Genomic DNA, 13090 nt, shown 5'->3' with positions numbered 1-13090 from the left:
CATTACGCCGGTGTCTCCGCGCCCGATCAGCAGGGGTTACGCCCGTCGCACAGGAGCGGGCGGCCCGGTGTGAGCGGTGGCCGCGCCGGTCGGCGGCGGCTCCGCCATTCGGCGGTGTCCGGCTCGCGGGCCGCTCCGGGCGGCGGTGATGTTGGCACGGACGCGTGCCGTCGTCCGCACCGGAGTGGCGTCGGGCGCTCGGACGTGGAGGACGAGGCATGCACATATCCGGACTGGTGGCGGGCCGCCGGCGGACCCGTGCCGTGGCCATCGCCACGGCGGTGGCCTGTTCGATGGCCCTGGCCTGGCCGAACCTCGCCGCGGCCGGCGGGCCGACGCCCGCGGAGCCCGCGCCGGAACTGGGCTGGAAACCCTGCGTCCAGGGCAGTCCGTTCGACTGCGCGACCGCGAAGGTGCCGCTGGACCACCTCCACCCCGGCGGCCGCACCGTCGACCTGGCGGTCGTCAAGCGGAAGGCGACCGACCCCGGACGGCGCATCGGCACCCTGTTCTTCAACCCGGGCGGACCCGGCGGCCCGGGCACGGTCCAGATGCCGCAGGCGTACGAGAAGTTCCCGCGGGAGGTGCGGGAGCGGTTCGACATCGTCAGCTGGGACCCGCGCGGCGTCGGCAGCAGCACCGCGGTGAACTGTTTCGGCAGCGCCGAGGAGGCCGCCGACTGGGCCGTCGGCAAACCGGCGGGCGTACCGGTGGGCGAGAAGGAGCAGAAGGCGTGGACCGCCGCCTACCAGGACCTGGGCCGGCGCTGCGAGCGGCGCGACCCCGAGCTGCTGCGGCACGTGTCGACCGCCGACACCGCGTACGACCTCGAACACCTCCGCCGGGCGGTGGGTGACCCGCAGCTCACGTACCTCGGGGTCTCCTACGGGTCGATCCTGGGCGCCACCTACGCCAACCTCTTCCCCGGCAAGGTCCGCGCCATGGTCCTCGACAGCAACTGGGACCCGCGGGCGTGGACGAACCAGGGCTCCGACGACCCCCGGAGCGCGGCGTTCCTGCGCCTGGGCTCGGACCGCGGCGCGGCGGCGGTCCTGGACAAGTTCCTCGCCCTGTGCGGAGCCGCCACCACCGACCGCTGCGCCTTCTCGGCGGGCGGCGCGGACGCGACCCGGAAGAAGTTCGACACGCTGATGCGGCGGCTCCAGGAGCGTCCCGTGGGGCCCTGGACGTACGGACTCACGGTCAGCGACGTGGTGAACGGCCTCTATCTCGTCCAGCCCGGCTGGACGGACCTCGCCGGCCGGCTGCAGGCCCTGTGGCAGGGCCTGCAGCCGCAGCCGACCCCGCTTCCGCCCCCGCCGCCGGTCCCGAACCCGAACCCGTACCTCGGTGACGAACAGGCCGGCGCGGTGTTCTGCGCCGACAGCCCCAACCCGCGCGACCTCGGCGCCTACCGCGCCTTGGAGAAGACCGCCGCCGACCGTGCGGGGGACCTCGGACGCCACTGGGCCTGGGCCGGGGCGGCGTGCGCCGGGTGGCCGGCGGTCGCCGCCAACCGCTACCGCGGCCCGTGGGACAAGGCGACGGCGAACCCCGTCCTGGTGGTCGGCACCACCGACGACCCCTCCACTCCCTACGCGGCCTCGCAGGCCATGGCCGGGCAGCTGGCCGACGCCCGCCTGCTCACCAACAAGGGGTACGGGCACACCGCGCTGTACAACCCCAGCACCTGCGTCCGCACCCACGAGAGCCGCTACCTCGTCGACGGCGCCCTCCCGCCGCCCGGCACCACCTGCGAACAGGACACCCCGCCCTTCTCCACGTCCAAGCCGCAGGGCGGCGTCGCCACCGGCGGGGGCGGGACGGCCGGCGCTCCCTAGGGGGTGTCTCGTCGATCAGGCCGGATCAGGGAGCGGCGTCTGGTGCCGTGCATCGCAAGGCGGAGGAGGGAGCCGATGCGGCGCATCGGCGAGTGACGACAACGCGGCGAGGCGCGGTGCCAGGCGCCGCGAGCCCGGCATGATCGGCGAGACACCCCCTAATAGGGAGCGTCACGCGCCGGAGTGCACGATCGCGGGCGCGGCGGGTAACCGGACGGCATGGGTGACATCCTCGTGGGCACGTGCTCGTGGACCGATCGGGCGCTGGTCGGCAGCGGCTGGTACCCGGCGGGGCGGCGGGACGCCGAAGGGCGGTTACGGCACTACGCCGAGCGGTTCCCGGTCGTGGAGGTCGACTCGGCCTACTACGCCCTCCCCGGCGAGCGGAACAGCCGCCTCTGGGCGGAGCGCACGCCGGACGGCTTCCGTTTCGACGTGAAGGCGTTCTCCCTTCTCACCGGGCACCCCACGCGGAGCGCGGCGATGCCGGACGGCCTGCCCGCCGACAGCCGCGACCCGGGAGTGCTCGACGAGGTGTGGGCCCGCTTCGCCGCGGGGACCGAACCGCTGCGGCGGGCCGGACGGCTGGGGAGCGTACTGTTCCAGTTCCCGCCGTGGTTCCGCCCCGGCGCGCGGGCCGAGGCGTTTCTCGCGCGGACCGCCCGCCGCACGGAAGGGTGGCCCCTCGCCGTCGAGTTCCGGCACCCCGCGTGGTGGCGGGAGGAGCAGGCCGGGACCACGCGCGCGCTGCTCGCCCGGTACGGCATGGCCGCGGTAGCCGTGGACATGAACCGGTCCCTGCCGTCGTCGATACCGCCCGTGGTCCCCGTCACCTCGCCGCGGCTGTCCGTCGTACGGTTCCACGGACGCAGCGCCGCCTGGGGAACCGGCAGCAAGGAGGACCGCTTCCGCCACACCTACGACGACGCCGAACTCGCCGAATGGCTCCCCCGCCTGCGCCACCTCGCCGAGCGGACCGAACAGCTCCACGTCCTGTTCAACAACTGCTGCGCCGACGCGGCGGTACGGGCCGCCGAGGCGATGACGCGGCTGCTAGGGGGTCAGCGGTGCTCGGGATTGTCCGCGCCGGCACGGCAGCCCGCGTCCCATTCCGAGCGCTGATTGCCGTAGGCGGGGATGCCTCCGGCGCGCTTCAGCAGGGCCGCGACGTGCATCAGGTTCCAGGTCATGAAGGACGTGTTGCGGTTGGTGAAGTCGTTCTCCGGACCGCCCGAGCCCGGGTCGAGATACGACGGGCCGGGGCCGGCCGCGCCGATCCAGCCGGCGTCCGCCTGCGGCGGGATCGTGTAGCCGAGGTGCTGGAGGCTGTAGAGGACGTTCATCGCGCAGTGCTTGACCCCGTCCTCGTTGCCGGTGATCAGGCATCCGCCGACGCGGCCGTAGTAGGCGTACTGCCCCTGTGAGTTGAGCAGGCTGGAGCAGGCGTAGAGGCGTTCGATCACCTTCTTCGTCACGGAGCTGTTGTCGCCCAGCCAGATCGGCCCGGCGATGACCAGGATGTCCGCGGCCATCACCCGCTCGTACAGCGCGGGCCACTCGTCGGTGGCGAAGCCGTGCTCGGTCATGTCCGGGTAGACGCCGGGCGCGATGTCGTGGTCGACGGCCCGGATCTCGGACGTGGTGACCCCGCGCGACATCATGATCTCCGCGCTCTTGTCGATCAGGCCCTGGGTGTGACTGAGCTGCGGGGACGGTTTGAGGGTGCAGTTGACGAACAGGGCGGTCAGGTCGTCGAAGCGGTGGGGGTCGTCGGGGGAAGGTGTGCCTGTCATGGGTGCAGCGTCTCGCGCGGAGTCCGATTTGTGCCGTTTCGACACAGGTCGGCGGTCAGAGGTCCGGCATGGTCGTCGGAGTGCGGATCTGGAAGGCTGATCTTGGGCTGACGGCAGCCGGATCGTCGACACAGGGGGGATGCCGACACATGAACACGCCATCGTCGCGACTCGCGGCGGAACACGCCGACGCGTCAACCGTCAGGATCGGGGCTCTCGTTCCGCTGACTCCGCCCGGCTGGGTCGAGGCGGGCTGGCATCTGCTCGCCGGTCTCGAACTGGCCGTCGGCGAAGTCAACGACGCCGGCGGGATCGGCGGACGGCCGCTCGAGCTGGTGGTGCGGGACACCGCCGCCGATCCGCTGAAGGCCGCGGCGGCCGTGGACGAACTGGCCCGCCTGGGCGTGGCCGCGCTGGCCGGGGAGTACCACAGCGTCGTCGCCCGGGCCGCCGCCGCCAGGGCCGACGCGCTCGGCCTGCCGTTCCTGTGCTCGTCGGGGGTTCTCGACGCGCTCACCGACGAGCCGACGGACCGGGTCGCGCGCCTCGCCCCGGCGCAGTCGCACGGCTGGCGGCTCTACGCGGACTTCCTCCTCGGCGCCGGCCACAGCCGCATAGCCGTGGCGACCCAGCCGAGCGTCTACTGGGCGTCAGGAACCCGCATCCTCCGCGAACACCTCGCTCCGCGCGGCGGCACCGTCGTCGAACTCGACGCGAGCACCCTCACCCCCGCGGCCCTGTGCGATGCGCTCGCCGACAACCGCGCGACAGCCCTCCTGCTGCTGGTCGGCTTCCCGGAGCCGGCCGTGCCGATCGTCAGGGCCGTCCGCCGCGACCAGCGCCTCGCCGACGTCCTGCTGGGTGCTCCCGCCGGGCAGCCGGAGTTCTCCGAATGGGCGGCCCTGCTGGGCGACGACGGCGCCGGGGTCCCCTTCCTGCGCTACCTGCCCGAGCAGTTCGGCCCGCTCGGCACGCGCGTCGGGGCGGCCCTGCGTGAACGGCTGGCGGAAGCGCCCTCCTTCGTCGCGTTCGAGGGCTACGACACGGTCACCGTCCTCGCCGACGTGCTGCGTGCCCACGGCCCGGACCGTGCGCGCATCGCCGCATCCTGGCCGCGCGTCGCCGTCGAGGGCACCCGCGGGAAGATCCGGTTCTCCCGCACGCCCGGCATCAGCGTCTGGCAGTGGGCCTGGCCACCGGCCCAGGTCGTGGACCGGGACCCGGCACGTCCCGACCGCTTCCGGGTCCTGCACGCCGGCTGACCCGCGCCCCACGGCCGCGGACCGGCACACCGCCCCCCCGCTAGGCCCCCGCGTGCACGTACGCCGCCCAGATGTGCGGGCGGTCCGGGATCCGGCGGCGGAGCTGTCGGAGGGTGGTGTGCAGGGCGTGGGCGGGGGTCAGCGGGGCGGGGCCCGTCGTGTGCCGGTAGAAGGCGCGGGTCACGTGGTCGGCGTGGGTGCTGTCGATCTTCCACAGGGTGCCGACCGCTGCGGGGAAACCCGCCAGGAGGAAGGAACTGGTGATGTGGATGGCCTCGTCGGTCAGGCGCTCGGGGGTCCGGGCGGTGCCGCAGGCCGCCAGGAAGGCCAGCCGGGCCGAGCGCGGGCGGGCCCGGCAGATCTCCAGGACGGTGACGGACTCGCCGCCGGGGAGGTGCAGGAGGGCGCCGGAGGGTTCCGTCGGGTCGGTGGCGGCGTGGCAGCCGAAGTGGGCCCATGAGGTGTCGTGGAGCGCGGTGAGCACGGCCTCCCGGGTCGCCGCCGCGCCGATCAGCGGCCGCGGTGCGCCGAGGAGGGCGGCGGCGTGCTCGGTGGCCGCCGCGACCCCGGGGAGGTCGTCCTCCGGGGCGGCGACCAGGAGGGCACTGCCGTGGTCGGCCGTGTCGCGGTCACGGGCGCGGGCACGGGCGTAGGCCAGGGTCTGCAGGCCGGGCACGTACGACGACACCACCGCGTCGAGTGCGGCGCCGCACCCTTCGAGCGGGCAGTCGGGTGCCGTGCACTGGGCGGCGTGCAGGGGCAGGGCGCTGAAGGAGCCGGTCGGGACCCACCAGACGCGGGGCCACTCCGCGTCGCGGGCGACGGGGGCCGCGGAGCCGACCAGTTCCAGGACCGGCCGCACGATCTTGTGCCAGGTCCACGCCAGCGTCTCCCGGACCGTGTTCCCGGCGGCGACGAGCTGGAGCGGGGACGGCCGCGCCGTGCCCTGCGCGTTGATGGCGTCGACCGCGTCCCGCAGCCGCCGTGCCGTCTCGGCGATCTCGTCGGCCTCGGCTTCGAGGGGCAGGGCGGTGATCGCCCGGTCGGTCACGACGAGGGCGTGGCAGTAGCGGTTGCCGCCGTGGTTGAGGACGATCACGGGCCCGTCGGCCGCGAGCTCCCTCAACCGGTCGGCGACGAGGGGCCGTAAGAAGCCTTCGAAGCCGGGCAGCGTCCGGATGTGCTCGATGAGGGCGTCGAGGTCGCGGGAGGCGCGCAGGCCCGCCAGCCGGGCCCACTCGGCGCTTCCGGCGCCGGCCGTGCCGGGCCGCGCGTCCAGTTCCTCGGTGAGCCGCTCGAACTCGTCGGCGAGTCCGGGGTGCGCCGAGCGCAGGTCGCCGATGTCGGCGCGGGCCTCGATCCGCCGGGCGAGCAGCAGTCCGCGGCCGCGTTCCAGCAGCTCCAGGGCGCGGTCGACGTCCGGGCCTGCGAACGTGACGTCCAAGGCGCCCGGCGGTGCGGGCGGAACCCGGCCCGCCTCCGCCTCCCGCAGCGCCTCCTCCACGGTCTCCAGGTACGCGGGGAGCCGGGCGGCGTACTCGCGGCCCTGGAGCGTGCACAGGACCAGCTCGGTGATCGACCGGATGTCCCCCTCGAACGTCGACAGACCGTGCTCGGCGGAGGCCTGGTCGCTGCCCCGGTCGGTGAGACCGGCCATGGCCTCCACGCCCGCTTCGAGATGGTCCAGGGCCAGGCCGACACGGGGTCGTTCCCCGCCCAGCGCACCGGCCGCGGCGCCGATCTCGCCGTGGGCCCGCATCCACACCGGGATCCCGGGGTCGCGCCACGCCTTTGGGGACGCCATGCCGTCGAGGCGGGCCTTGAGAGGGCCGAGGAGCGCGGAGAGCAGGTCCTGCGAGGCGTCGTCCGCGCGGGTGCCGTCCTCCTCGGTGCCGGGCGCGTCCGGCGGGCGGGGTGCGGTGATCGCCTCCGGGAGCCGGCCCCGGCCGATCAGTTCGAGGAACGTCCGCATGGTGGCGCCCACGTCGACCGGAGAGCCCGGCGGCGTCTCCTCCGTGAGGACGCCTGTCAGCTCCTCCGCCTCGGCCACCAGGGCCTCGGCCCGCCGCGGTTCGGACGCGCGCAGTGCGAAGGCGCGCTGCGCGAGCGCCCGGCCGAGGGTCATCGCGATCATCGGCCGCATCGGGTGCCCGGGCCGGCACCTGGCGTAGGTCGCCCGGCACTGGTCGACCAGGGCGTCGGTCAGGTCCATGCGCGGGCCGCCGCCCGGTCCCACGGTCTCCACCAGGTCGGCGTAGGCGTCCCCCATCAGGTCGTACCAGGGCGTCTCGTCTCCCGCGGGCGCGGCGCGGATGACGTCCCGCATCCGGTGGGCGATCTGCCGGGCCTTCTCCAGCTGGGCCGGTTCATGGCCGAAGAGGTAGTTCTGGAGGGCGTTGTGCAACTCGGTGCGGGCCGCCATGAGTTCCAGGTCGGTCTGGGACACCGCCGGGTCGTCCGGTCCGGGCTCCCCCTCCACGGCCGGCAGGAGCGGGGCGCCGGACGCCGAGGCGAGCAGGTACGCCGCCTCACGCGCGCCCTCCGCGTCGAAGCCGCGCATCGACAGGACGGTGAGCGCGTCCGCGAGCGTCCGGTCCGAACCGGGCGGCAGGTCGGAGGCGTTGGCGCGGGCGTAGCGCATCAGCTCGACGATCTCTTCGAGCGTGGCGATGTCGGGGCGGACGGCGGCGCGGGCGGACAGGGCGTTGGCGAGCGCGGCGGCGAGGTAGGGGCGCATGGTCGCGTCCTTCTCGCCCAGGCCGTCGAGGAGTTCCCGGATGATCTCGATGTCGTCGTCGAGGGTGTCTTCGTCGAGGCGGACCTCGGCCGCGCGGAGCAGCCGCTCGACCGCCGCGCGGGTCTCGTCGTCCGGATCGCCGGTGCCGTCCGGGCCCGCCGCGCCGACCGCCATGACGGCGACGGGCAGCGCGGCCTCGTACATGCCGCGCCGCAGCAGGTCGGCGGCGAGGAAACCGTCCGGTGCGCCGTCCGTCGCCTCCCCGGTCAGCTCCCGGCACTCCGCCGCCAGCAGGTCGGCCCGCGCGGGCGCGCCGCCGCGCAGCGCCTTCGCCCGCATTCCGGTGAGCGCGGCCAGTACGGCGACGTAGGCGCGGCGGTTCGGGCGGTCGGCGGGGACGGCGGCGAGAGCGGTGCGGTAGCGGGCGATGCGCTCGTCGGCGGTGTCGTCGGGCTCGAACCCGGCGGCCAGGTCGGCGGTCTCGATGTCGATGTCGACGGCGGCCGGGCCGCCCTCGCCGTCGCCCTCGCGCGCGGTGTGCTCCCGGTACTGCCCGACCAGGCGCCCGATCAACGACCGTACGCGGTCCAGGTCGCCCGGGCCCTCGCTGCGGCTCAGCTCCTGCAACTCCCGGTAGGTGGCGAACATTTCCCGCTGCTCGTCGCTCAGCGCACCGGATGACGAAAGCAGTCCGGCCGCTTCGACAGCGGCCTCCTCGTCGTCCCGCTCCATCGCGAACGCCGCGAGCGCCCGGCCGAGGGCGGTGGTGACCGCGCGGTGCGCGGGGTGGGCGGCGGGGGTGCCGTCGAGGGCCGCGCGCAGCCGTCGTACCGCGCAGGCGATACGGCCCGCGTCGTGCTCGGCGATGCCCGCGTCGGCGATGGCCGCGCCGACGTGCAGGTCGCGTTCGCCGGGCCAGGTGAGGGGCTGGGCGGCCAGCAGGCGCAGGAAGCGCAGGCCTTCGGCGGTCTCGGGGGTGAGGGCGCCGTCCGGCGCGGCCCCGGCCACCTCTTCGACGAGGGCGAGCGGGGGCGCGCCGAGCAGCCGTGCCGCGTCGACCACCGTGCGCAGGGTCGCCGCGGCGACGTCCCGCGCCACGCCGGGTTCGAACAGGTCCGGTCCGGCGGTGGCGAGGCGCGTGCACACCGCCCGCCCGTAGCGGGCCGCGGCGGCCAGCCCGTCGGGGTCCGCCGCCCGCTGGAAGCGGGTCAGGTGGAGGTCGTGGGCGTGGACGGCCAGCTCCACGAAACCCGCGTCGTCCTCGGGACGTACGTACTCGAGTGCCGTGTCCGACCAGGCGAGCGCCGACTCCAGCGCGGCGTCCCGCTCCCGCTCCGGCCCTTCGGCCACGGCCTCGGCGAACACCGAGCTCATCAGGTGGGCGAACCGCGCGTCATGGGAAGGGTCGGCGGGATCGAAGCCCTCCCTCAGGTCCTCGGGCAGCCCGGTCGGGTCGGGGACCCGCGGGCACAGGAAGCCGAAGGTGCCGAACACGACGGTGAGGTTCCGTGCCGCGTCGGGGTCCTCGGCGCCCAGGTGACGGAACCAGAAGGTGAAGAAGACGGCGGCGAGCGGGTCGAGGTCGATCAGCTCGTCGGGCGACGGCGCGATCTGCCGCAGCAGGGCCAGCGCGTCGGCCACCGCCTCCTGATCGCGCAGGACCGCGGGATCGCGGGCGTTCTGAGCCGTGAGGATGCGTGCGACCACTCGTTCCCGAAGCTCGGACATCGTTCTTACATTAGTCTGACTGACTGTCAGAGAGCAGTGGTTCTCAGGACTTCCGGGAGGCCGTCGTGGCGGACGGGGCGAAGGCGCGCAGGGTGTACGAGGACGCCGTGGAATACCTGTGCCGCAACGCCGGGGAGCTGCGCCCGTTGATCGCCCCCGCCGTCTGGGAGTCGGCCTTCCCCGTCGTACGGGACGCCGACCCGGCCGGCACCGAGTGGCGGGACGCCGTACGCGCCCTGCACGACGCGGTCGAGTCGGCCGGGATCCCGAACGGGCTCGGGCTGCCCGCCACCATGGGCGTGGGCGACTGGCCCGGCGCCCCCACCCCCCGGTCGTCGGGCTGGGTCTGCCCCACGAGCCGCTGCGCCCGCGTCGAACTGCGGGACGGCGCCTCCACCCCGGCGCCGTCCTGTGCGCTGGGCGGGGGCCCGATGCGCCTGGTGGACGGCTGACGGCGATGGGACTCCTCGTCGAACTGCAGAAACGCATACCGGACCGCTGGTTCCTGCGGCGGCTGCTGCCCGCCGCCCTGTTCGTCGTGGTCGCGGTCGTCGGCGGCGGGGAGCTGGGCCACGCCCACTGGGACGACATCGCGCTCGCCCGCGAACGGATCGCCGACGCGCTGCAGATGGGCGGCGGCCTCTCCGCGGACGCCGTCGCCTCGATCGTGCTCTTCGCGGTGCCGGTGGTGGCGGCCGCGTTCGCGGTGCCCTACGCCGGCGCCGCGATCGGGGCGCTGGCGTCCGGGGCCTGGCCGTGGTGGCTGATGCCGGTGGGCCGGCGGGTGACGGCGTGGCGGGTACGCCGCTGGGTCGAACCGGACACCCTGGCCAGGGAGTCCGTGCGGGCGCGCGCCGCGGGCCGCGCGCTGCGCGCCGACCGGCTCGACGCGCGGGCGGCCCGCGCCCGGGCCGCCGGACCGCCCGGGTCGCCGACCTGGTCGGGGGACCGGTTCCGCCGCACCGAGGCGAACGTCGCTCAGGACACCGGCGGCGACGTCGTGACCGGCTGGACCGCGCTCCTGCTCGGCGCCCAGGACCCGCCCCGCGCCGCGCTGTCCGAGGCCCGCGACGCCTACGACGCCGCCTGCGAGGCGCTGGCCTGGAGCCTCGCGTTCACCGTGCTCGGCGCCTGGTGGTGGCCCGCCGCCCCGGCCGGCGTCCTCCTCGGCCTGGCCTCCTGGCGCTCGCTCCGCCACGCGGTGCAGGCGCTGTGCCGCGTGACGGAGGCCGCGTTCACCCTGCGGGAATCGGAGCAGCCGCCCTGCCAGGCCTCGGGCCGCGGCACCATCCAGCCCTGATTTCCGGGCCGTGCACGTCAGAGCGTCGCCTCGGCGGTCGCCTCGGGCCTCACCTCGGACCTCGCCCCGACCGGCGAACCCGTCCGGGCCGGATCCGTCACCACGGGGCGGCGGCGGCCCAGCACTCCGAAGGCCGGGTGGGCGACGGCCCAGGCCGCGCCCCTGCAGATCACTTCCTTGTAGAGGGCGGCGAGGCGGCCGGTGAGGGCCACGTCGACCGAACGGTCGTCGGCGGTGACGTACTGGATGAGGCCTTCCTTGCGGCCCAGCGAGATGCACTGGTTGAAGTAGCGCAGCGGCACGTTCGGCAGCTTTCCGCCGGTCAGGCGGGCCGCGATGGCGTCGGCGGCCTGCCAGGCCATGGGGGTGCCGGTGGCGCAGGACATGCGCAGCGGCTTGTCGCCGGGGCCCATCGCCATGGCCGCGTCGCCGACGGCGTAGACGTTCGGGTGGGAGACGGAGCGCATGGTCCCGTCGACCACGATCTGGCCGGTTCCGGTGACCTCCAGGGTGGTGGCGCGGGCGATCGGGTGGACGGCGAAGCCGGTGGTCCACACGGTGACCGCGGCGGGCAGGGACGTGCCGTCGGCGGTGGTGACGCGGTCGGCGCCGACGGCGGCGACGGCGGTGTGCTCGTGCGCGGTGATGCCGAGCTTGCCGAAGACCTTCCGCAGGTGGCCGCGGCCCTTGGGCGACAGCCAGGCGCCGAGGCCGTCGCGGGCCACGAGGGCGACGTCGAGGTCCGGGCGGGACTCGGCGATCTCGGTCGCGGCCTCGATGCCGGTGAGGCCGCCGCCGACCACGACCACGGGCTGTCCGGCGTCCAGGCCGGCCAGGCGTTCCCGCAGCCGGAGGGCTCCGGGACGGCTCGCGATCTCGTGGGCGTGCTCGGCGGTGCCGGGGACGCCCTGGTCGTTCCAGCCGCTGCCGAGGGCGTAGACGAGGGTGTCGTACTCCATCAGCTCTTCGGTGCCGTCCGCGTCGGTGACGGTGACCGTGTCGTGGTCGGCGTCGACACCGGTGACCTTCGCGAGCTTCAGTTCGACGCCGGTGCCGGCGAGCAGTTCGCTGAAGGGGCGCGGCCTGAGGTCCTGGCCGGCGGCGAGCTGGTGCATCCGGACCCGCTCGACGAAGTCCGGCTCGGCGTTGACGAGGGTGATGGCGACGTCCTCACGACGCAGCCGCCTGGCCAGGCGCCCGGCGACACTGGCTCCGGTGTATCCGGCTCCGAGAACGATGACGCGGTGCTGCATTTTCGGCTCCTGTCTGCGCGGGTCCAGCCCTTGTCGTGCGCGGTTTCGCCCCTTGAACCGGGCAGCCCGCCGTTTCCTGACAGGAAGGAGATGTGAAGCACATCACATGGCGGTCGGGCGGTCGCGCAGAACTTCAGAAGGCCGAGCGGAACAGCGGTTCGCCGTGGTCCGTGGCCGCCCACACCCGGGTCGCGCGTTCGAGCTTGTCGGGGTTGACCTGGTTGCGGAACCCGGCGATGCCCTCGGCCGTGACCTCCAGGCACATGACGCCGATGACCCGGCCGTCGAGGACCACGACGACGGCCGGGTCGCCGTTGGCGGTCGTGGCGTACACGTCGGGCGAACCGCCGACCAGGGCGCGCTTGGCCTTGCCGGGCTTGAACAGGCCCCGCATGAACTTCGCGACCGCGAGGGCGCCCTCGAACGCCTTCGCGCGGGCCGGGACCTTCCCGCCGCCGTCACCGATCGAGACGGCGTCGGAGGTGAGCAGCCGCACGAGCGGTTCGGTCTGCCCGCTGGTCGCGGCCGCCAGGAACTCCTCGACGATCCGCCGGGCCGCCGCCTCGTCGATCTCGGTGCGGGCCCGGCCGGCCGCGACGTGCTTCCTGGCGCGGTGGAAGATCTGCTGGCTGGCGGCCTCGCTGATGTCGAGGATCGCGGCGATCTCCCGGTGCGGGTAGTCGAACGCCTCCCGCAGGACGTACACCGCCCGCTCGTTGGGGGAAAGCCGCTCCAGCAGCGTGAGCACCGCGAACGAGACCGCCTCGCGCCGCTCTGCGGTGTCGGCGGGGCCCAGCATCGGGTCCCCGGCGAGCAGCGGCTCGGGCAGCCACTGGCCCACGTAGGTCTCGCGCCGCGCGCGGGCCGAGGTGAGCTGGTTGAGGCACAGGTTGGTGAGCACCTTCGTCAGCCAGGCCTCGGGGACCTCTACGCGGTCGACGTCGGCGGCCTGCCAGCGCAGAAACGTCTCCTGCACGGCGTCCTCGGCCTCGCTCGCGGAGCCGAGGAGACGGTAGGCGATGGCCTCCAGACGCGGCCTGGAAGCCTCGAACCGGTCCACGTCGTTCATGGTGAGGGCCATGGGTCGGATCCTAGGGGGTGTCTCGTCGATCAGGCCGGATCAGGGAGCGGCGTCTGGTGCCGTGCATCGCAAGGCGGAGGAGGGAGTCGATGCGG

9 protein-coding genes are annotated in these 13090 nt (G+C 74.4%); 5 read left to right on the top strand and 4 right to left on the bottom strand.

Features of this window, described 5'->3' with window-relative positions:
- Positions 1 to 218: 218 nt before the first annotated feature.
- Positions 219 to 1841 (top strand): alpha/beta hydrolase, encoded by a 1623-nt coding sequence (locus tag AMK31_RS26000; RefSeq protein WP_073943086.1) that lies wholly within the window; start codon positions 219 to 221, stop codon positions 1839 to 1841.
- A 219-nt stretch (positions 1842 to 2060) separates the two neighbouring features.
- Positions 2061 to 2963, top strand: coding sequence for a DUF72 domain-containing protein (locus tag AMK31_RS25995; RefSeq protein WP_073943085.1), 903 nt, complete (start codon positions 2061 to 2063; stop codon positions 2961 to 2963).
- Here the strand turns inward: AMK31_RS25995 and AMK31_RS25990 are convergent.
- Positions 2903 to 3634 carry a flavodoxin family protein gene (locus AMK31_RS25990; RefSeq protein WP_073943084.1) on the bottom strand — a complete coding sequence of 244 codons (732 nt, stop codon included), beginning with the start codon at positions 3632 to 3634 and terminating at the stop codon, positions 2903 to 2905. The genes AMK31_RS25995 and AMK31_RS25990 overlap by 61 nt on opposite strands.
- Positions 3635 to 3783: 149 nt before the next feature.
- Between AMK31_RS25990 and AMK31_RS25985 the strand changes: the two genes are divergently transcribed.
- Positions 3784 to 4896, top strand: a complete 1113-nt coding sequence (locus AMK31_RS25985; protein ID WP_073943083.1) for an ABC transporter substrate-binding protein — start codon at positions 3784 to 3786, stop codon at positions 4894 to 4896.
- Positions 4897 to 4936: 40 nt separating this feature from the next.
- Here AMK31_RS25985 and AMK31_RS25980 read toward each other — a convergent pair whose 3' ends face one another.
- Positions 4937 to 9361 carry a CHAT domain-containing protein gene (locus AMK31_RS25980; protein WP_143204257.1) on the bottom strand — a complete coding sequence of 1475 codons (4425 nt, stop codon included), beginning with the start codon at positions 9359 to 9361 and terminating at the stop codon, positions 4937 to 4939.
- A gap of 65 nt (positions 9362 to 9426) precedes the next feature.
- On the opposite strand from AMK31_RS25980, the gene AMK31_RS25975 reads away from it, so the two are divergent.
- Together AMK31_RS25975 and AMK31_RS25970 are read left to right on the top strand one after the other, a co-directional pair.
- Positions 9427 to 9813: a hypothetical protein gene (locus tag AMK31_RS25975; RefSeq protein WP_073943081.1), complete on the top strand. Its 387-nt coding sequence runs from the start codon at positions 9427 to 9429 to the stop codon at positions 9811 to 9813.
- Between the two features lie 5 nt (positions 9814 to 9818).
- Entirely contained in the window at positions 9819 to 10661 is an 843-nt protein-coding gene (locus tag AMK31_RS25970) for a hypothetical protein (RefSeq protein WP_073943080.1), read from the top strand.
- A 17-nt stretch (positions 10662 to 10678) separates the two neighbouring features.
- On the opposite strand, the gene AMK31_RS25965 is transcribed toward AMK31_RS25970, so the two are convergent.
- Together AMK31_RS25965 and AMK31_RS25960 are read right to left on the bottom strand one after the other, a co-directional pair.
- The gene (locus AMK31_RS25965) at positions 10679 to 11914 is read right to left on the bottom strand and encodes an NAD(P)/FAD-dependent oxidoreductase (RefSeq protein ID WP_073943079.1); all 1236 of its coding nucleotides are present in this window, start codon (positions 11912 to 11914) and stop codon (positions 10679 to 10681) included.
- A gap of 133 nt (positions 11915 to 12047) precedes the next feature.
- Positions 12048 to 12995: an RNA polymerase sigma-70 factor gene (locus tag AMK31_RS25960; protein ID WP_073943078.1), complete on the bottom strand. Its 948-nt coding sequence runs from the start codon at positions 12993 to 12995 to the stop codon at positions 12048 to 12050.
- Positions 12996 to 13090: the final 95 nt, after the last annotated feature.

It is taken from the genome of Streptomyces sp. TSRI0107, assembly GCF_001905845.1.
GTDB lineage: Bacteria > Actinomycetota > Actinomycetes > Streptomycetales > Streptomycetaceae > Streptomyces.
Note: the sequence above shows the minus strand (reverse complement) of the source record. Positions and strands in the feature narration are given on the sequence as shown.